Here is an 18,712-nt window from a genome sequence, read left to right on the forward strand (position 1 = left end):
TGGTTGGGCCCCCGTTAGCAGTCCAGTGGCTATGCGATAGCTAGTTGGTTTCCTGCGGTCCAGTTTTCCCAGTAAGCCGACGGTGTCATTCCATCGAGGGATCCATGGGGCCGTTCATGATTGTAGATCTGTTTCCATTCATCGGCCAGGTACTTTGCTTCGGCCAGGGTGTCGATGATTTCCCCGGTGAGTTGTTCCCTTCTGAATTGGGCGTTGAATGACTCGGCGTACCCGTTCTGCCACGGCGACCCCGGGTCAATAAAAGCGGTCTCCACCCCCGCGGTTTGGCACCAGCTGATCAGCGCCGCGGCGGTAAATTCCGGCCCGTTATCCGAGCGGACATACGTCGGCACGACACCGGTTTCGGCGATGATGTCCTCGAGCACCGCGACCACATCCGTCGCGGTGAAAGACCGCCGCGGGATGATGGCCAGGGCGGTACGGGTGTATTCATCGATGACGTTGAAGAATCTCACATGGCGCCCGCAGGAGGTCACATCGGATTGGAAGTCAAAGCTGACCACATGCATCGGATACTGGGCAGCCAACCGCTTCTGCTCACCAGCCCCTGGCCCAGTCCGTCGCTTCTTTCGCGCCCTGGGCTTGCAGGTAAGTCCCTCGAGTCGCCACAGCCGGCGCACCCGCTTCGCGTTCAAGGCCACCCCATGCCAGGCTGGCTGGCTGAGTAGGTGCCAGCGCGCCTTCCGCCACCCCCACGCCGGATGCTTCCCCGCAACAGCCCTCAGATCGACCCGCAGCCGGTGGTCTTCGAAGCTCGCGACCGGCCGCCCCTTGCGCAACGCGGAACGGTTCTGGCCCAGGATCTTGCAGGCGAGTCTTTCGGACGCCCCGAACTTCTCCTGCGCCATGCGCACCGCACGCCGCCGAGGTTCCGGGCTCAAAATTTTCCCCGCGCCACCTCATTGAGTATGTCGATGGTCAGTTCCTTCTCCGCAACCAGCTTCTTCAGCCGGGCGTTTTCCTTCTCGAGCTCCCGTACCGCTTTGGTCTGGCCGGCGTTGTGCTCGGAACCGTATTGGTTCAGCCACCGGTACCAGGTCGCTTCGGTAACCTGCAGTTCCTTCACGACCTCAATCATCGGCCGTCCATCGTTGAGCATCTTCTGGCCCTGCCGGACCTTCGCGATGACCTGATCAGGGGTATGTCTACGTGCCATATCGGTGAATTTCCTCCTGCACCCATTATCGGATGCGAAACTCACATAATCACTGGACTCCTACCCGGGGACCCAACCATTCCCTCCAGAGCTTCATCATGAAGAATCCGAGGACTCCGAGCAGGACCTGCGGCGGCACCTGGATTTTCTCACTGCTTGGCTTACTTTCTTCGCCAAGTTCTATTCAGATAATGACTACAACGGAGCCCAAGGCAACAATCAACTCAAACATGGCGCTACAGTTTTTCCACGAGACGATCTCAGCGTCGTCCTGGGTCTCGCCGAACAGGATCCGTCAACTCTGACGACGGATCAATGGAATGAAGCAGCTGCTGTAATCAACGCCGAATCGGTTACTTACGTCCTCCAGAAGCGGGGAGACAAGGGCATGACTCCGGGGCTGAGCTTGCGGACAGATAACTCCGATCCCGCCACGAACCTGGCCATCAGTCAAATCGGAATCAGTATTGTTCGCTCTCTATGGCAAATGTCGCAGGTAGTGGCGTATCCCGGCATCCTTGCGAACTACGACTACGATTACTCGCCCCTTCCACTTGAGCTGTTCGCGAGCACAAATCGCCCTCCCCGCTCCATGACACAAACACTCCTTCAACCGGCACCGAGACCTCCGAAGAAAAATACTGCCGGACCACGGCGAAGGAAACGGTAAAAACCCGCATGCTCCGCGACCCAGGGTGATCACACTGCCCTCAACCTTGACCACCACATGTCATGGCCGTCTCGACGCCCCGCTTACGTGACAGAACGAGCGGTCGGCGAAGCATTTTGGCCGAAATGTCAGCAAGCAGAGTGGTGGCTGGAGGATGCGCAAGTACCGATGTCGCTCTCCGCTGAACTCCGGTCGAGGTAGATCCACCCCTGCGCCACCCTCGAATATGAATAGGCCGTGTGCTTAGGACAAGGCGGCGACCAAGCCGCTCCAAACCACTTCCGAGTCAGAAATCAAGGTTAGAAACCCCTCTACTACAACTGCCATAATCAGCTCCTTTCCAAGTGCTCCGAACTTCTCTTTCCATGTCGACGTTGTAAATGTCTTTATTAGTGTGAAGAGAGCGAGAACGAGAAAAATTACTGCGAAAGCGGCAAGGATCAAGGGAATCGAACCCATTTGCACGAGCCCTGCCCTAAGCACACGAAGCGTCGTATTATACCCTACTCTAGGTTGAGCTGCAAATCTCTTCGATCTGACAGTTACGGTCTATTGCGCGGCCATCTCCAAACAGAAGGGCTTTCGAAGAGGTTCCAGACATCGGTCAAAACGCAGCTAAGGCCAAGCCGTTCCTGGACGTCGGTGCGATCCTCGCAAGAAGGACTTGAAGCGCCGATAACGTTCTAATACGTCAACTCACAGTTCAGGCGATTGACGGTCCCTTCATGTGGCCCGAATCAACCTTGCTTGCTGCACGAGTCAAGTCTCCTGCGCTCTAACAGTCCTACGTTTGAGGAACCTTGTCATTGTCGCTACTCTTTAGTTGAGAATGATAATCGTTAGTAATGGGGGCGGGTGTGCGGTGAGTCTTGTCCTCGACCGATTATCCGTGCGGATCGGCGGCCGTTCACTGGTTACTGACGTGTCATTGGCTGTTGCTGGTGGCGAAGCTGTGGCCTTGTTGGGGGCATCTGGATCCGGTAAATCGTTGACTGCCGCAGCTCTAACCGGTTCGCTACCGGGCAGCGTGAGAACTTCTGGGCGGCTGACGGTTTCCGGGCGTGACACGTCTTTGGATACCAGGCGTCGCCTAGGTGTTGCGGCCATACGTCAAGACTCCTTCACCTCCCTTCACCCTTTGGTGAGGCTTGATCGTCAGCTGATCCCGGTGATCCTACGGTCAAAAAATGCTTCCACACGGTCGGCAGCACGATCCCTTGCCGTTTCGATGTTGGAAGAGGTCGGGTTCGCCGATCCGAATCGCGTTCTCAGTTCTTACCCGATGGAACTATCGGGTGGGCAAAGGCAGCGGGTGTGCATTGTGCAGTCCCTTGCATGCCGAGCCTCGTTCCTGATAGCAGATGAACCGACGACGGCGCTGGACGTCGTGTCCCAGCAACTCGTCCTTTCGGCCCTACGCCGGGCAGTAAATGAAGGTTGCGGCGTTCTGCTGATCACTCATGACGTCGCTGCGGCAGCGTCGTTGTGCTCCCGGGCTGTCGTCATCAGCGGAGGATCCGTGGTCGACGAAGGTCCCTTCGACCATTTGGCCACCAAAAACACACACCCAGAAACAGCTAAACTCATGGACGCAGCGCAGCGAACCGTGCGCCGCGAGGATATTGCTGCCGCATGATCTCGGTCCTTTCAGCACACGACATTCATCTGTCGCTCACCCGGCCTGCCCGAGCCTTCCAACGTGGCGTGGCCCAGAAAATTCTTCATGGGGTGTCTATATCAGTCCCTCGTGGTGCTGGTGTGGGGTTGGTAGGTAGCTCCGGATCCGGCAAATCGACGCTGTTGCGCACTCTTTTGGCGATGGAAGTGCCGGACTCAGGTTCGGTGGTTCTGCATGATCGCATGATCCGCCCAGGATCTTTGAAGTCGCTGAGATGGTTCCGACGAGAGGTGCAGTATGTTCCTCAGGATCCTGCGAGCAGCCTCGATCCGCGGATGACGGTCGAGCGGTTGCTGCGGGAACCACTGGTCTGCCTCGGGGTTGAGGGGAATCACTCTGAACTGATTCGCGACGCGCTTGTTCGCGTGGAGCTTCCGGGAGCGGTTCTTGATCGACGACCGTCCGAGTTGTCCGGCGGACAGAATCAGCGTGTAGCGATCGCCCGGGCGATGGTTGTTAAGCCCGCAATCTTGATAGCGGATGAGCCAGTGAGTGGGCTCGATCTTCCGCTGCGTAATCAAGTCTTGGATGTTTTACACATGTTGATCAAGAGCCAGGGGCTCGGTCTGTTGCTGGTGTCCCATGATCTTGATGCTGTTGCCTCAATCTGTACACGGACGGCTGTACTGGCTGACGGCAGGATCGTCGAAGAAGGACCGACTGACCAGGTTCTGGACTCCCCGCAGCATCCTGCGACGCGAGCACTGAATGATGCCAGAGTAGGCTGGGGCGCGCTCTCCTTATGATTGAGACCCTTCCGCCGAGGAGCATGGCCTCGGTGTCATTACTTCTGCCTACTCAACTGATCTTCAATGTTGGTTTTTACGCCGTCGTACCGTTTCTGGCCCTTGTCATGACAGACGACCTCGGGCTCGGTGCCGCTGCGATCGGGGTCGTGCTCGGGGCTCGAACCTTCAGCCAGCAAGGAATGTTCCTGCTCGGCGGAGTCATCGCTGACCATTGGGGGCCGCGGCGCAGCATTCTCACCGGTTGCCTGATCCGCGCCATGGGATACCTTGGCCTAGCACTCTCCGAAGAGTTCTGGCCCTTCCTCCTGAGCGCTGTCCTAACTGGTATTGGCGGCGCCTTCTTCTCACCCGCCGTCGAAGGGCTCTTGGGCGCACACGACCGGGCCCAGAAAGATGCGAACCCCCAGCGCCGCACTCTCTTCGCGTGGCTTGTGCTGTTCGGCGAAGTCGGCGCCGTGACGGGCCCCTTGGTCGGGATCGCCCTCTTGCCCTTCGGGTTCCCCGTCGTCGCTGTCTCCGCTGCCTGCCTTTTTGTCGCTGTGGGGGTTGCGCTGTGGCTGCTCTTACCTGCAGGACTACCTACCAGCGCCGACGAAGACGACACACCTGCCGCCAAGGCGGAGCCGCGTGAAACATGGGCGTGCCTGCGTGAACGACGCTTCCTGGCTTTTTGTGCGTTTTTCAGTGTCAACCTCCTTGCTTATAACCAGTTGTATTTCGCGTTGCCTCTTGAACTCAACGAAGGCGGTACGGGAACGGGGACGCTGGCTCTGCTGTTCGTCTTGGCCTCAGTACTGACTATCGTCTTCCAACTACCGGCATCAACTCTGGCCGCCAAGGTGGGACCCGGCGTGGCCCTTCGTGCGGGTTTTATCTGCTTGGGCCTTGGTTTCAGCGCAATGGCCGTATTTGGGGTCACTGGCATACACGCAGTGCCGGGAACTCCGGCGCTTACTGGCCCGGTCATGATGGTCGTTCTTCTGAGCTTCGGACACATGCTCATCGTTCCCGCTGGAATGCAGCAGGTCCACGGTTTCGCCGGCGACCGCCCCTTGAGCGCCTTTTACGGCCTCCTCGCCAGCTTCGGTGGCTTATCTGTGCTCCTGGGCAATACCCTCGTCGGCGCATTCAGGGACTCCCTGGGCGGATTCACCGGGTGGATGTTTCTGGTGTCTCTCACTATCGCCTCTGCAATTTTCCTACCTCGTTTACTTCCACTTCACTATCAGAAAGTCCATCCATGATTGCCCGCCGTACCCGCACGTTGTCCCTTTTTGCTGTCTCAACGATTAGTTGTCTCGCCCTCACCGGATGTTTCTCGTCGGACTCTTCCGGGTCAGTGCCAGCCGCTGATGGTGACGATCGCGTATCTTTGGCGATGCTCCAGCCGCCGCGCTCCGGGCTTACCCCGCTGAGCGACGATGCCTTTAAGCTCTCTCGGTGGTCCGCAGCGGAGACTCTTGTCTCTCTAGACGATCTCGGGGAGGCTCAAGCGTCCCTGGCTACGTCATGGGAGCAGAGCTCTCCCATGGAATGGACGTTCACCATCAGGGAAGGAGTCAGTTTCCACGATGGCACACCCCTGACCGCTGAAGACGTAGCCCGCTCGCTCACCGCGGCCGCTACAGCGTCTCCAACACCACGCATCCTCGATGGCGTCGACATGTCAGCGGCCGCCGACAACGACACAACGGTCACCGTGACCACAGCCGTTGCTGACCCCCTCCTCCCCCAGCGCATGTCCAGCCCTCAACTGTCGATCCTCGCCGCAAGCGCCTACGAAGGTGACACAGTCGACCCGATCAACGCTGGCACCGGCCCGTTCGTGCTCACCGCCGTCGATGGGACGTCGGGTGCGACTTTGGACCGGAACGAGAACTATTGGGGTGAAACCGCCGCAGCATCAGGAATCGATGTTCAATTCGTCCCTGATGGGACCGCACGGGCCGCAGCGCTTCGTACGGGCACAGCCGACATTGTTGAAGCCATTCCAGTCAGTCAGGTAGCCCAGATCGATGAGGACCTCGTCTTTGAAGTACCGATGCCTCGAACGAACACGCTGTACCTGAACAACGATTCCGGGCCATTCGCGGATCCAGCAGTGCGCGCCGCCGCTAGGGAAGCCATCGATCGAGCGACTATCGTCTCCGGGGTCTACGAAGGCCGGGCCGACGTCGCCGAAGGGCTTCTCGGCCCAGCCCTGCCATGGGCTGTAGACGAACGCGACGACGACTACCAGGCAGTCCTCGACCAGCGACCCGAGGCTGCTCCGGTAGATGGGGTTCGCATCAGCCTGGGAACTTTCACCGATCGTGCGGAACTTCCTGAGGTCGCCGTGCAACTCGAGCAGCAGCTTGAAGCCGTCGGCTTCATCGTTGAACAAGACGTCCGCGAGTACCAGTACATCGAAGCCGATGCTGTCGACGGCGCCTTCGATGCTTTCATTCTCTCCCGGGCGACAGTGCTCGACTCGGGTGACCCTGTCGCCTACCTATATAGCGACTTCGCCTGCGAAGGGTCCTTCAACCTCTCCCAGTTCTGCGACCCTGCAGTCGACGAAGCCCTCGAAGAAGCTGCTGCACTTCCAGCAGGACCAGAACGCAGAAGCGCCATCATCGCCGCCGAGGCAGAAATTCTTGCCCGCGACGCCGCTATCCCCATGTTGCACGAACGTGTCATCCAGGGTGAAGCCGCAAACGTCGAAGGCGCCGTCCGTGATCCGCGTGAGCGTGCGTTGATCACCGAGGAAACCTCCGCCCGATAGTGAAACGATTCCCCACCGGAGCTCTCCTCGTCGGTCTATCCAGGACCGGGGCGCTCTTCGCCGTCGTCCTCGTCATTGGCATGCTGCCTTGGCTATCTGGGCAGAGCCCGGAATACACGGTGCTAAGAGCCCGCTACGCGGATCTGGAAGCAACCCCTGAGTCTCTGGCGATGGTCCGGGCCGAACTTGGCCTGGACCGGGGGCCCGTGGCCGTGTTCATCGATTGGTTCTCCGGAGTCCTTACCGGCGACTTAGGACAATCCTGGATTTCGAACTCTCCAGTCCTTCCTGGAACACTGGCGGCGCTGGGAGTTTCTGTCACTCTTATGATCTGCGCGGGCGCTCTTGCAGTGGTAATCGCGATTTTGTTCGCTCTACCGTCGCTTCTGCGAAGCTCGAAGGGAGCGCACCGTCGGGGATCAGGTGTCCTCGCGACGACGGCGACGTCTCTTCCAGAGTTCCTCCTGGCCTCTCTTCTTCTCGTCATCGGCGCCGTCTGGTTGGGCTGGTTCCCTCCCTCTGGGTGGCTCGGCCTGCACTACGCGGTCTTACCGTCGCTTGCTATGGGGATTCCCTCAGGTGGACTGATGGGGAAGTTGCTGGCCGACGCGATCAGCTCAGCCGGTGAGGAACAATGGGTATCGGCATGGCTATCAGCCGGATTCACCAGACGCCAAATCGCTGTCGGATTGCTCCGTCGGGCCTTACCGACCATCTCCAGCCAAGCCGCGTTAGTAGTCATCGGGGTGACCGGTGGCGCTGTAGCCGTCGAAAGGGTCTTCGCGATTCCCGGAATTGGACGCTCAACTCTGGGCGCCGCCACAGCACAGGACATCCCCACACTCCAAGCGGGCGTACTTGCCCTCCTGCTCCTGGCAATCGCCGCGGGCATCACAGCCGCAATGGTCCGCCGTGCACTCCTCGGACCAGCCGGGAGACTGGAAGTAGTCCCCGTCGCCTTTGTTCCCCCGGTTTTCCGACGCCGGGATCTCGCCGTACCCTCCACAGCAGCTTTACTTCTGACAATGATCACCGCCGCCGGGGTCTTACGCGATCCCTTCGCCGCAGTACATCCACGCCTCGCACCACCAAGCTGGCTACTCCCTTTCGGCGCAGACGCCAGCGGCCGAGATCTACTAGCCCGGGTGGGCCACGGCACTCTCTCTACGATCGGCACCGCTCTAATCGTCGTGCTGATATCCCTCATCGTCGGACTACTGATCGGGTCCCTTCCCCGCCTCGGAACCGGACCACTGGAAATCGCGAATGCCGAGCCACCCGTCATCGCAGGGATCATTGTTGCGGCCATCTCCGGAGCGTCCCTCGGAGGCGCAGCCCTGGCCGTAGCACTGGTGAGCTGGGCCCCATTAGCAGCACACACCTCAGCGTTGACGCTTCAAGCACGAACCTTGCCCTTCGTCTCAGTGCTCCCCATCCTCGGCGTAGGCCGCACCAGAACGTTCGTTCGGCACATCCTCCCGCACATCATCGGCCCCCTCATCCAACACGCCATGCTCCGGCTACCAGGTGTTGCCCTCGCACTGGCAGCCCTAGGCTTCCTCGGACTTGGCGCGAACCCGCCCAGCCCGGACTGGGGACTAGTCCTGGCCGAAGGCATGGCCTACGTCGAACGCGCACCGTGGACAGTTCTCGCACCTTCATTGGCGCTGATCCTCGCATCAGTCCTCGCGGTCTCGGCCTCAGGCCTCACTCTTCCCCCGCACCTCCATCGACGACGAGCCCAGAGCGAAACCATCCAAGCCCCCTGACGCCAATTAAGCCGTAACGACTAACTCCCAAACCAGCATTACATAAAATCATGCATATGTGCTTATATGTAGCCATGCCCGAGGATGAACAGCTTGAAAAAGTCGCAGAGCTTTTCAAAGCATTGGGAGCCACGTCGCGTCTTCGGATCCTGACGTCTTTGGCTGCTTCGGAAGGCTCCGTGGGCTCCCTGGTTCAGGCCACTGGGTTGTCTCAACCTCTGGTATCGCAGCATCTGCGTTTGCTGCGGAGCATGAATCTGGTGACCGTGACCAGATCGGGCCGCGACGCTACCTACGCCCTGACCGATGAGCACGTAGCCCACGTCATCAGTGACGCCATCGCCCATACCGGCGAATCCCCATCAAAGAACTAGCCCGCAACGCTCACCGCGTCGCAGGCACCCATGAAGGAGAACCCACCATGTCAACCGAAATTAAAGCTGAGCACACCCTCGCCGACCACACCCACGGCTCCGCGGATTGCTCACACGAAACCGTGCAGCACGGCGACCACACCGACTACCTCCACGACGGACACCGCCACGCCGAACACGACGGCCACTACGACGAACACGACGAGCCAGCTGAGCACACTCTCAGCGACCACACCCACGGCTCGACAGATTGCTCACACGAAACCGTGCAGCACGGCGACCACACCGACTACCTCCACGACGGACACCGCCACGCCGAACACGAGGACCACTACGACGAACACTAGGTCTTCACGTTCACTTTTAGTCAGCATCGATCCACCACAGTGGAGTCGATGCTGACTATCTTAAGCAGAACGACAGAGGCTACGGCGAGGGTTGCGCAGTGAGGCGCTCCGGTGGGATTACCGGTTAGTCCGGTGAATAACCAGTTCGGGTCAGCTATGCCTTTGTGGGTGTCAGGTTGATGGGCGGCCCCAACCCGATGAGAGCGTCGTGAAGGTTCGCGGGCAGCGTGTTCGTTTCCTTCGTGTCGGGGCGCCAGTGCTCGACCCAGCGGCCAAGGTCCTGTAGGCGTCCTTCACCATCGAGGCCACCCAGCCAGGCGGATCGGCCGGTAACCCCTGTTTTTCCTTTGCGGATTGCAACAGCGGCTACAGCGCCTTGAGCGCACTGCTGCAAGCACGGCGCTGAGATCAGAACCCCACCCGGGGACCGCGACACCGCGCCTGACAACCCACCATCCCCCCGGGACCGGGTCAGCGCAGCACACCGGTGACCGGAGCACATAGCAACAACAACACCAGCAGACCCATTCACTGCTTCATCGCCTTGGTCTTCACCCGATGTGAGGCTCGACATAAGCACTGGACCTGGATTGGACTGATTGCGTGCTTTTCGCCTCATCGTGACCGCCCTTACCCTTGACGGGCTTTCATTCGAGGGTTTTTCTTGTTGATGACGAAGGTCTTTCCTCGACGACGCACCACCTGGGCGCCGGGAATCTTCTTCAGGGACCGCAATGAGTTACGTACTTTCATGATGCTCCTTGATAGGTGTTCTTAGTGCTGTTCTGAGGGAAACGGGACAGGGAAGCCGATGCGCGCGGACTGCAATTCCTCATCGGTGAGGGCGCAGGCATCGAGTAGACCAGCAATGTCATCGTCGTCGAGATCATCACCAGTGAGAGCCAAATGAGTGCCACGGCATCCCTCCCCTTGCAAGAGATACGCACCCCACGGCCCCCTGTCCTCCACAGAGACGCGCGGGCCGACCCCGTGCACAGCTACACGTGAGTCCAACATTCCAGCGATCCAGACGCTGCCGCGGACAAAGCAACACCCCACAGAGATAGCGCCCAGAGCAGTTTGGAACCGCCCTGGATGCAGCGGGCGGCTGACTCGATGCTCGACAGTGCGGAACGGCTCAGATGACGAAGTCGGTGTGATGACCACCCCGGGCAGATTCCGGTTTCGTGCTTGTTCGGTACTGTGTGAACCCAGTTTCGCGACGTCCAGCCCAGCGCTGGGCACTATGTGGGCATGCGGTGCGAGCTCGTGGAGAAGATGCAGTCCACGAGCCGATAAGGCTGCGTCGTCGGGCAACAGGTCGCTGCTGGTGGTGAGGATCGTATCCGCGAAAAGCAGCTCTCCCACAAGGAATTCGCCCGGAGTTCGTGAATCCTCCGGCACTGCCGTATAACCAGACCCGAATAAAGTGTGGTGGTCCCACAACTGGTCCTCTACATCCTCCGGCCGCGCAGCCAGAGCCACCGTGTCCACGGTGAACGCTCCTGGGGCAACGGCACGTAAACCATCGATAGCGTTTTCGGCTGTTGTGCCCGGCGGAAGCCCAACAATCGCCCGGGCCTCCCCCGCGGCCGCTAACCGCAAGAGAGCCGGCGCGAGATCAAACCGGACAGTGCAACTCAGGCAACCATGCTCCAAAACCGTCGACTCACGCTCGATAAGTCGATCGTCGGCATGAACCCGGCGCATCACCACACCACCGTCCAACAAATCATGCAAAACTACCGGCACACGCGGAAACCTATCCGCCAACAACGAAGCGGCAGTATTCCGGCTCAGCACGTCAAGGGACGTGAGAATAATAAGATGCATCACCCCATTATATGAGAACCATTCTCAAATACCAATCGGGGTCTTCGATCTGCAACGCCAATAACGGGCTATTACGTCATCCCAACCTCGGGGTTAGGCTCAGAATGTATCCGGCAACCCGCTGGTGAACCATATGAAGGTAAGGAACGAGGCGACCGGTAACGAGAGCCTGAAAGCTGAAGGCCAGAAAGACCAGTCGAAAGCTGACCTGAAGAACGCTGGCGAGAACATCCAGGACGCCTTCAAGTAAGCCGACGCATCATCAGAGCGGTGGACACGACGGGTCTTCGTGCCCTCCCGTTCTCGTTTGTTCGAACTTGTCCTTCTCTACCTAATGGCGGCGTCGGTTATGCCAGCTGGCCACTGTCGCGAATGAGGCGGCAATCAGGTAGCAGAAGATGGCGATTACCACGATGGCTGCTCCCGGCGCGAAGTCACCGTAGTAAGAAGCTGCGAGACCGAGGATCGCGCTGAGTGCACCGATGCCGGAGCCAATAGCTAGTGTCGCCCGGTAGCTGGTCGCGATTTGCGCGGCGGCGGCCACGGGGACGACCATCATCGCTGAAATCAGCAGCAGCCCGATGGTGGTCATTCCAGCGACGACGATGAGCGCCACCATTAGCGTCAGGATGAGAGTCAGGGCTTGTGTCGGTATTCCGGCTACTCTGGCTGAGGCTTCGTCAAAAGCCACGGCAACCAATTGCCTGTACACCACGGCTGTGATTAACAGGACGAGACCGGCGAGTACGGTGATCGCTGCGACTTCCCACCATTGCAGGTTCAAGGGACTCCCGAAGAGGAGCCCGACCACTGCGGTTTGCCCACCGCCGGCGCGGGCCGCGAATAGGAAACCGGCAGAGATCCCTCCGTAGAAGAGCAGGGCTAGGGACAGGTCCGCGCCGCCGCGTCGGCTGGACATGCGCACTAACGCCACTGCAGCCAGGACGGTCAGCCCGAGCGCCCCGATGATCGGGTGTAGCCCGGTGAGCAGGGCCAGCCCGACTCCGGCGAAGGCCATGTGGCCCATGCCGTCGCCGATGAGGGATTGACGTCTCTGGACGATGAATCCTCCGACGAGCGGGGCAGCTGCCCCGATGACGGTGCAGGCAATCAGGGCGCGCTGCATGAACTCCAGTTCCAGCATTCCCTTAACCGTCCGTTCGGACTGTCGGAGCGGTTACCGACGTCGTTACATCGGGTAAGGGTAGAACGTTGCCGTCCCGGACTTCCAGAACGCGATGCGCTAATCCGGTAAAGCCTGCCGGGTCGTGGCTGATGTAGACCACGGCGATCCCCTCGACGTGCACCAAGTGCTCCAAAGAAGCCCGTAAGGCAGCCTTTGCTTCCGTGTCCACCCCGGTGGTGGGTTCATCCAGGAACAGCAAGCGGGGGGTGGTGACAAGGGCGCGGGCAACCAGCGCCCGCTGTTGCTGTCCACCGGAAAGCTCAGTGATCCGGTGCCGGCGCACTGCTTGCAGACCCATCACGTCAAGGACGTGCTCGATGCGTTCATGTTGAACTGCGGAAATGCGCTGCAGGGGTCGTAACCTGCCAGCGAGCCCGCTGCGCACTACTTCGTTGACGCTGATAGGCAGCACTGAGGAGGTCTCGGCCCGCTGCGGTACATATCCGACCCATGACCATTGGCGGAAACGTGCAGTGTCAGTGCCGAATAACCGGATGGATCCATCCGTGGGGCGAACCAGCCCTAAAGCGAGCCGCACCAACGTGGTTTTGCCGGCCCCGTTGGGGCCGACAACCGCGGTGAAGGCTCCGGCTTCAAGGCGCAGCGAAACGTCTGTCAGGACGGGTACGCGGCCGTAGCCGTAGCTGACGCGGTCGAACTCAAGAACAGCCGTTTGTGCGTGATCGGGCACGGATTAGGTGCAGTTCAGTGCGGTGGAGAAGGCTTCGGCCTGCTCCTGGAGCAGTGCCGGGTACCCCTGTTCCATTTGCTCTTCGCTGACAACGTCGAGGGGGAAGATGTCGAGCATTTCCGTTCCGGTTTCCCCTACGACGGCTTCAGCGTCAGCGCGGCCCTCGACGGGCTCAGCGAGCACGTACTCGAACCCTTCTTCCTCGATCTCAGCGACGATTTCAGCGAGCTCACCGCCGGAAGCGCCCGCCTCACCCGAGGTGACACCGACCACCGCGTGCTGGGTGTACCCGAAGGGCTCGAGCAGGTAGCCGTACGCGGCGTGGCTGACGATGGCTTCCTCAAACTGGCAAGCCTGGCTCAGCAGTTGCTCGATTTCTCCGTGTGATGCCATGAGCTCTTCACTGACCCGCTCAGCGTTTCCTGTGTAGGTCTCGGCATTGTCCGGGTCGGCGGCGGCGAATGCCTCACCCGTGCGGAGGGCAACTTCGGCCATGATCGAGGCATCGAACCACACGTGTGGATCCAGTGCACCCTCGGTGCTTTCTTCCTCAGCGTGTCCACCTTCTTCAGCGTGCTCTTCCTCGCCCTCGGCGTGTTCTTCCTCCTCTTCAGAGTGCCCGCCTTCTTCTTCGGCGTGCGCGTGGGCGTCCTCCGAAGCCGCTAACATCCGGTCTTCGCCAGCGACTTCACTGACGTCGACAATCTCTCCCCCGGCCGCGCCGGCTGCGTCTTCAACCTGGGACTGGTACCCAATATCACCCATGTACAGCACGACATCCGATGTTTCCAGGGCTTCACGCTGACCGGGGGTGAGTTCGAGTTCGTGTGCCTCAGCACTGCCTGAACCGAGGAACTCAATCTCCACGTCAGGTGCGATCTCCTCGGCCATCCACGCCAGCGGGTACACGGCCGCTACAGCTCTCAGCTGCCCTTCACTGCTTTCCCCGGCAGTGCCTGCATCTTCTCCTACCCCGCAACCGGCAATGGCCAAGGTCAGAACGGCGAAACTTGGGATAAGACGGCGCATAGCGGATTCATCTCCTACAGGTTGGGTTTATGATCAGAACTAATCTTAATGATATTGATTATCAATGGCACCGGAAGCTGAGCGTCTGCCTTTAGCCGGGTCGAGGGCGACGCGGCGACGTTCGGCCATCATCGATGCCCTCACCAACGCCAGTACGTTCCACAGCGCCCGCGACTTACAGAAGTTGGCCAGCGACGCCGGTCATCCTATGGCCCTATCCACGGTGTACCGGGCACTTCAGGCCCTCTCAGCAGCGAACGAAGTGGACGTTCTGCACCCCTCGTGCGGTGAGGCACTGTACCGCCGATGCACTCTGGGTCACCACCACCACCTCGTTTGCCGCCAATGCGGACAGGCGACCGAGATTGCTGATGAAGCACTCGAGAAGTGGGTAGAGAGAACCGCAAACCAGCACGGATTCACCGAGCCACACCACACCTTAGAGATATTCGGTACCTGTCAGGAATGCGCCAAGTTCGGGTAGACACGAGCACATCATTCGCCCGGTCTCGAGCCTGACCTCGAGCGGGAAACACGCTGTGTGCAATGTCCGCGGCAGTTTCGAGACGGGAGCGGCCTAACGGAAGGCCGGACCACGCAAACACCCGACGGGGCTGGCGTGGACGCCGGTTTCTCCAGAGATATGCAGGTACACCACACCCAGGCGGTGGAAATGTCCATGATCGCTTGGGATCGCTCGATTGACCCGTGTTAACGCCAACCCAAAACAGGGCCATTAGTGCCAATTGAAAACAGGGCCACTGGTTGTTCGTTCTATTGTGCCGTACTGGTTGTTGGCTGGTGTTTCGTGAGCCGGTAGCTGTTGCCTTTGAGGCTGATGACGTCGGCGTGGTGAACGATCCGGTCGATCATGGCTGAGGCGATGGTCAGGTCCCCGAAAACATCACCCCAGCGGGCGAAGGGCAGGTTCGAGGTCAGAATCAGGGAGGCGTGTTCGTAGCGGCTGGAAACGAGTTGGAAGAACAGGTTCGCTGCGTCCTGATCGAACGGGATGTAACCTACCTCGTCGATGATCAGGAGGCTGTAGCGGCGTAGCCTGGCCAGTTCCTGGGGTAGTTTCCCGCGGGAATGAGCTTCCTGGAGCCGGGCGACCCAGCCCGTCGCGGAATCGAAGAGAACCCGATGCCCTGCTTTGGCTGCTTTGATCCCGATACCGACTGCGAGGTGGGTTTTCCCGGTCCCCGGCGGGCCGAGCAGGACCACGTTCTTAGCCTCGGAGAGGAACACCCCGGTGCCCAGGTGCGCGATCAGGTTCCGGTCCGCGGAGGGCTGGTGATCGAAGTTGAACTCCTCGAGGCTTTTATGCGCGGGGAACCTCGCGGCTTTGATCCGGGTCGCCGCCCCGGACGCTTCGCGTTCGGAGACTTCACGGGAGAGGACCGCGGCGAGGTATTCCTCGTGAGACCATCCTGCGTCCCTGGCTTGGTCCCCGAGTCGGCGGAACCCGTCGCTGATCCGTGGGGCGCGCAACGCCCGGGCGTAGTACTCGATCTGGGCTGGCGTGCCGGTCATGAGGCCACCTCTGCCAGTGCTGGCTGCTGGTCGTGGGTGGTGCCGAAGATCTCGTCATAGACGCCGAGATCGCGGACCTGCACGGACTCCACCACCCTTGCTTCCACCATGTCGGGTCGGTGGGCTCGTTGGGCGTGGAAGTCCCGGCGCATCACCGCCGCCCGGGCCACGTGGGCTGGGTCGGTGATCACCAGGTGCCGGGCCCACACCCGGGCATGCGAAGCGATAGTGACGCCGTCGTGGGTGACCGTGACCGTGTCCAGATCGGCGGTGACATCAACGATCCGCCCGATGAACGAGGGATCAACGGAGTAGTCGTTGGAGAACACCCGTACGTCATAATCCCGTGGCAGGCGGACCGTATTGGCGAACACCGTGCCCGGGGTCACCGGCGGTAACGGGCGCATCTTCTGGCGGTCCAGGATGATCAGCTCATCGGGGCGTCCGTGGCGGGAACGTGAATACCGGTGATTAGCCGTCGGTAACCACTCATCTAACTGGTTGTTGAAATCCGCTGGTGAGGCGAAGTTCCGGCCCGGCATGAAGCGTTGCCGGAAGAACCTGTTCATCCGCTCCACCATGCCCTTGGACTCCGGATCCCGCGGTGGAAGTAATCGAACTTCCAAACCCAGCGATCCGGCGAACGCGGCCACTGGCTCCGTGGGCTGGCGACGGCCGATACCGGATTCGTTGTCCCACAACAGGCGCGCCGGGACCGCTTGCGCGTCCTGGATCAGGGCCCACATTCCACCCAGTAGATCAGGGGTCGTGCGGGAGGGCAGCATCCGGGCCTGGATGAATCCCGAGAACGCCGACGTCATCACCAGCACCGGCGGCGTATCGTGTTGGCCCTCGCCTACGGGCAACGGCTCATGCGGGAACCACAAATCGCATTGGATCTGGAAGCCCGGCACGTGGACCAGCCGGTCCACCGGGTCCGGCGGCGCGTACTCGGGCCGGATCACGGCGACCTTCGCCCGGAACAGTGACGCCGATCCAGACCAGCCCACCCGCTCCGCCAGTGTCGCTGCAGGCATTGTCGGGGTTTTCACCAACAACTCGCGCACACTCGGAGCGAACGCGTCGAAACTCGATGCCCCAGACGCCCGCTGATACTTCGGCACCCGATCCGATGCCAACGCCCGATCCACTGTTCCGCGGGAAACCCCCACGATCCTGCCGATCTCACGCTTCGAGTGCTGACCCGTCGAAAACAGGTGGCGTATCTTCGCCCAATCATCCAAATTGATCACCTTCCATCATGGTCGGTGGCCCTATTTTCATTTGGCGTTCCTGGCCCTACTTTCGGCCGGCGTTAACAACCCGGAGGTCAAGTCAATTGCCTACGACATGGCCACAGCCCAGCAAGCCCAAATAGGTCACATGTACACCTGGTTGCAGAACTGGAACCTTCCACAGTCCTCACCCCTGGAACCGATGGCCTGGATGGAAAGAACGGGCGAAATGGGGCTCATCGTAATTGGGAGTGTAGGTAGGGTCTGAAGCCGCCTGATTCCAGGAGTGATCGAGCGATGTAGTTGGTGATGTTCCGGAATCCGAGGGCTGAGCCGCGGAGGTGTTCGAGCCGCCCATTGATGGCCTCCGTGGGGCCGTTGCTGGTGCCGGGTCGGTCGAAGAACGCGAGTACGTCGGCGGCGCGTTGTTTCAGGGTCCGGCCGATTCGGCGGATCTCGACCAGGGCTGCGGGAACGCCGCTGGTGACGGAGTTGATCACTGCCTGCATCATCTGTTTCCCTTGTGTCTTATTCGGTTCCCTGTATGCGGCGACGATCCGCTGATAGATGCCCCAAGTAGCTTCGACCTCGAGGTGTTCCTCGGACGCGAAGACGGCCTCCAAGCGTGCGTTCTGTTTGTCGGTGAGCAAATCCGCGCCGGTATGCAGGGTCCGTCGGGCCCGGTAGAGCGGGTCACCGGCACGACCCCGATGCCCGAGCGTCGCCTGCTGAACACGTTGCCGGCACCGGTCCAACCCGTCGCTGGCAAGCCGAACAACATGAAACGGATCCATGACCGGCACCGCGTCCGGGAGCTCCTCCGTGGTCGCGGTCTTGAAGCCGGTGAACCCATCCATCGCCACCACTTCCACCCCGTCCCGCCATGCCTGCGGGCGGTCTGCGAGCCAGGTCTTGAAGACCTGTTTGGAGCGGCCTTCGACCATGTCCAGCAGCCGTGCCGGGCCCGTCTTCTCGCGGATCGGAGTCAGATCAATGATCACCGTGACGAACTTGTCGCCACGTCGGGTGTGCCGCCAGACGTGTTCGTCGACGCCGATCGCGGTCACCCCGTCGAACCGCTGCGGGTTATCGATCAGCCGCCGCTTGCCCTCCGCAAGGACGGCGCTGTTGGCGGTATGCCAGGACACTCCCAGACCGGCAGCGACCCGGGACACGGTGAGGTGATCGACCACGACCGCCTCGAGCGCCCACCTGAGTCCGCGACGCGAGATCTTCGCCCGGGGCTCAGCTGCTGCGTCCGTGTCCTGTCGCCAGGTGCGACCGCACTCGGTGCACCGGTAACGGCGTATCCGCACCAGCAACGTAGTCGGCCGGTGACCGAACGGCTCATGCGCCAACCGGCGCGTCACCGTGTCACGGAGCACACCCGCAGAGCCGCAGCCTCGGCACCACGGATTTGCCTGAACGACACGGCATTCGATCACCGCCCGACCCGGGCACAGCTGCTGGCCGACGGCTTCCAAGCCGAGTTCGTCGAGCCGGCAGAACGTCGTCAGATCAGGGGCATGAAAGGTAGCGTTGAGCACGTCGAGGTCTTTCGGATGGGCAGCGTAGGAACTTCCATCATCGGAAGGCCTCGACCTCTATCCCGCCTTCGACGCGCCCACACCGATCACCCCGGCTACACCCCACCCACACTCTCGTTTACGAAGAGCC

At 60.6% G+C, this 18,712-nt stretch carries 19 protein-coding genes and 1 pseudogene; 11 read left to right on the forward strand and 9 right to left on the reverse strand.

Annotated features, from left to right (window positions below; all coding sequences use genetic code 11):
* Positions 1–29 precede the first annotated feature (29 nt).
* Positions 30–1,177 (reverse strand): IS3 family transposase gene (locus K728_RS0103780; RefSeq protein ID WP_116779319.1). Its coding sequence is split into 2 segments (ribosomal slippage): positions 30–913 and positions 913–1,177, totalling 1,149 coding nucleotides; the frame shifts between segments, so codons are not numbered across the junction.
* Positions 1,178–2,676: 1,499 nt separating this feature from the next.
* Here K728_RS0103780 and K728_RS22320 point away from each other — a divergent pair.
* The 7 genes from K728_RS22320 (at position 2,677) to K728_RS0103825 (ending at position 9,528) form a co-directional block, all read left to right on the forward strand.
* Positions 2,677–3,483 carry an ATP-binding cassette domain-containing protein gene (locus tag K728_RS22320; RefSeq protein ID WP_050995005.1) on the forward strand — a complete coding sequence of 269 codons (807 nt, stop codon included), beginning with the start codon at positions 2,677–2,679 and terminating at the stop codon, positions 3,481–3,483.
* Positions 3,480–4,271, forward strand: a complete 792-nt coding sequence (locus tag K728_RS0103800; RefSeq protein ID WP_024475904.1) for an ABC transporter ATP-binding protein — start codon at positions 3,480–3,482, stop codon at positions 4,269–4,271. The genes K728_RS22320 and K728_RS0103800 overlap by 4 nt, the downstream gene beginning before the upstream one ends.
* 23 nt (positions 4,272–4,294) lie before the next feature.
* Entirely contained in the window at positions 4,295–5,518 is a 1,224-nt protein-coding gene (locus K728_RS0103805) for an MFS transporter (protein ID WP_443110916.1), read from the forward strand.
* Positions 5,515–7,038 carry an ABC transporter substrate-binding protein gene (locus K728_RS0103810; protein ID WP_024475906.1) on the forward strand — a complete coding sequence of 508 codons (1,524 nt, stop codon included), beginning with the start codon at positions 5,515–5,517 and terminating at the stop codon, positions 7,036–7,038. The genes K728_RS0103805 and K728_RS0103810 overlap by 4 nt, the downstream gene beginning before the upstream one ends.
* Complete coding sequence (locus K728_RS0103815; protein WP_019483760.1) at positions 7,038–8,807, forward strand: ABC transporter permease subunit; 1,770 nt, start codon at positions 7,038–7,040, stop codon at positions 8,805–8,807. Before K728_RS0103810 ends, K728_RS0103815 begins: the two co-directional genes overlap by 1 nt.
* Positions 8,808–8,881: 74 nt before the next feature.
* Positions 8,882–9,181 (forward strand): ArsR/SmtB family transcription factor, encoded by a 300-nt coding sequence (locus K728_RS0103820; protein WP_019483761.1) that lies wholly within the window; start codon positions 8,882–8,884, stop codon positions 9,179–9,181.
* 47 nt (positions 9,182–9,228) lie between these two features.
* Positions 9,229–9,528, forward strand: a complete 300-nt coding sequence (locus K728_RS0103825) for a hypothetical protein (protein WP_024475907.1) — start codon at positions 9,229–9,231, stop codon at positions 9,526–9,528.
* A 630-nt stretch (positions 9,529–10,158) separates the two neighbouring features.
* Here K728_RS0103825 and ykgO read toward each other — a convergent pair.
* Positions 10,159–10,281, reverse strand: coding sequence for a type B 50S ribosomal protein L36 (gene ykgO, locus K728_RS20425; RefSeq protein WP_083850955.1), 123 nt, complete (start codon positions 10,279–10,281; stop codon positions 10,159–10,161).
* Positions 10,282–10,302: 21 nt separating this feature from the next.
* A complete protein-coding gene (locus K728_RS0103830; protein ID WP_237715324.1) occupies positions 10,303–11,280 on the reverse strand; it encodes a GTP-binding protein in 978 nt (325 codons plus the stop codon).
* Between the two features lie 229 nt (positions 11,281–11,509).
* Between K728_RS0103830 and K728_RS20850 the strand changes: the two are divergent.
* Positions 11,510–11,611 (forward strand): annotated as a pseudogene (locus tag K728_RS20850) (CsbD family protein); the annotation flags it as partial.
* An 81-nt stretch (positions 11,612–11,692) separates the two neighbouring features.
* Here the strand turns inward: K728_RS20850 and K728_RS0103840 are convergent.
* From K728_RS0103840 to K728_RS0103850, 3 genes are read right to left on the reverse strand one after another with little or no spacing between them, the layout of a single operon-like run.
* Complete coding sequence (locus tag K728_RS0103840; RefSeq protein ID WP_024475908.1) at positions 11,693–12,505, reverse strand: metal ABC transporter permease; 813 nt, start codon at positions 12,503–12,505, stop codon at positions 11,693–11,695.
* 4 nt (positions 12,506–12,509) lie between these two features.
* Positions 12,510–13,238, reverse strand: a complete 729-nt coding sequence (locus K728_RS0103845; protein WP_024475909.1) for a metal ABC transporter ATP-binding protein — start codon at positions 13,236–13,238, stop codon at positions 12,510–12,512.
* Positions 13,239–13,241: 3 nt separating this feature from the next.
* Positions 13,242–14,267 carry a metal ABC transporter substrate-binding protein gene (locus K728_RS0103850; RefSeq protein WP_024475910.1) on the reverse strand — a complete coding sequence of 342 codons (1,026 nt, stop codon included), beginning with the start codon at positions 14,265–14,267 and terminating at the stop codon, positions 13,242–13,244.
* A 64-nt stretch (positions 14,268–14,331) separates the two neighbouring features.
* Between K728_RS0103850 and K728_RS0103855 the strand changes: the two genes are divergently transcribed.
* On the forward strand, positions 14,332–14,751 hold the full coding sequence (locus K728_RS0103855) for a Fur family transcriptional regulator (RefSeq protein WP_024475911.1): 420 nt from the start codon (positions 14,332–14,334) through the stop codon (positions 14,749–14,751).
* A gap of 135 nt (positions 14,752–14,886) precedes the next feature.
* The gene (locus K728_RS21445) at positions 14,887–14,982 is read left to right on the forward strand and encodes a DUF305 domain-containing protein (RefSeq protein ID WP_443110917.1); all 96 of its coding nucleotides are present in this window, start codon (positions 14,887–14,889) and stop codon (positions 14,980–14,982) included.
* Between the two features lie 59 nt (positions 14,983–15,041).
* On the opposite strand, the gene istB is transcribed toward K728_RS21445, so the two are convergent.
* A complete protein-coding gene (istB, locus tag K728_RS0103860; protein ID WP_024475912.1) occupies positions 15,042–15,800 on the reverse strand; it encodes an IS21-like element helper ATPase IstB in 759 nt (252 codons plus the stop codon).
* The gene (gene istA, locus K728_RS0103865; RefSeq protein ID WP_024475913.1) at positions 15,797–17,053 is read right to left on the reverse strand and encodes an IS21 family transposase; all 1,257 of its coding nucleotides are present in this window, start codon (positions 17,051–17,053) and stop codon (positions 15,797–15,799) included. The genes istB and istA overlap by 4 nt, the downstream gene beginning before the upstream one ends.
* Before the next feature lie 31 nt (positions 17,054–17,084).
* On the opposite strand from istA, the gene K728_RS23035 reads away from it, so the two are divergent.
* Positions 17,085–17,303 (forward strand): DUF305 domain-containing protein, encoded by a 219-nt coding sequence (locus K728_RS23035; RefSeq protein WP_084442809.1) that lies wholly within the window; start codon positions 17,085–17,087, stop codon positions 17,301–17,303.
* Here the strand turns inward: K728_RS23035 and K728_RS0103870 are convergent.
* A complete protein-coding gene (locus K728_RS0103870) occupies positions 17,272–18,582 on the reverse strand; it encodes an ISL3 family transposase (protein WP_024475914.1) in 1,311 nt (436 codons plus the stop codon). The two genes, K728_RS23035 and K728_RS0103870, sit on opposite strands and share 32 nt — an antisense overlap.
* Positions 18,583–18,712 lie beyond the last annotated feature (130 nt).

This window comes from Arthrobacter sp. CAL618 (assembly GCF_000468215.1).
Classification (GTDB): Bacteria; Actinomycetota; Actinomycetes; order Actinomycetales; family Micrococcaceae; genus Arthrobacter_D.

Coding starts and splice junctions, on each gene's coding strand:
- K728_RS0103810 (WP_024475906.1), top strand. CDS start 5,515: ATGATTGCCCGCCGTACCCGCACGTTGTCCCTTTTTGCTGTCTCAACG.
- K728_RS0103840 (WP_024475908.1), bottom strand. CDS start 12,505: ATGCTGGAACTGGAGTTCATGCAGCGCGCCCTGATTGCCTGCACCGTC.
- K728_RS0103825 (WP_024475907.1), top strand. CDS start 9,229: ATGTCAACCGAAATTAAAGCTGAGCACACCCTCGCCGACCACACCCAC.
- istB (WP_024475912.1), bottom strand. CDS start 15,800: ATGACCGGCACGCCAGCCCAGATCGAGTACTACGCCCGGGCGTTGCGC.
- ykgO (WP_083850955.1), bottom strand. CDS start 10,281: ATGAAAGTACGTAACTCATTGCGGTCCCTGAAGAAGATTCCCGGCGCC.
- K728_RS0103805 (WP_443110916.1), top strand. CDS start 4,295: ATGGCCTCGGTGTCATTACTTCTGCCTACTCAACTGATCTTCAATGTT.
- K728_RS0103855 (WP_024475911.1), top strand. CDS start 14,332: ATGGCACCGGAAGCTGAGCGTCTGCCTTTAGCCGGGTCGAGGGCGACG.
- K728_RS0103800 (WP_024475904.1), top strand. CDS start 3,480: ATGATCTCGGTCCTTTCAGCACACGACATTCATCTGTCGCTCACCCGG.
- K728_RS0103850 (WP_024475910.1), bottom strand. CDS start 14,267: ATGCGCCGTCTTATCCCAAGTTTCGCCGTTCTGACCTTGGCCATTGCC.
- K728_RS22320 (WP_050995005.1), top strand. CDS start 2,677: ATGATAATCGTTAGTAATGGGGGCGGGTGTGCGGTGAGTCTTGTCCTC.
- K728_RS0103820 (WP_019483761.1), top strand. CDS start 8,882: ATGCCCGAGGATGAACAGCTTGAAAAAGTCGCAGAGCTTTTCAAAGCA.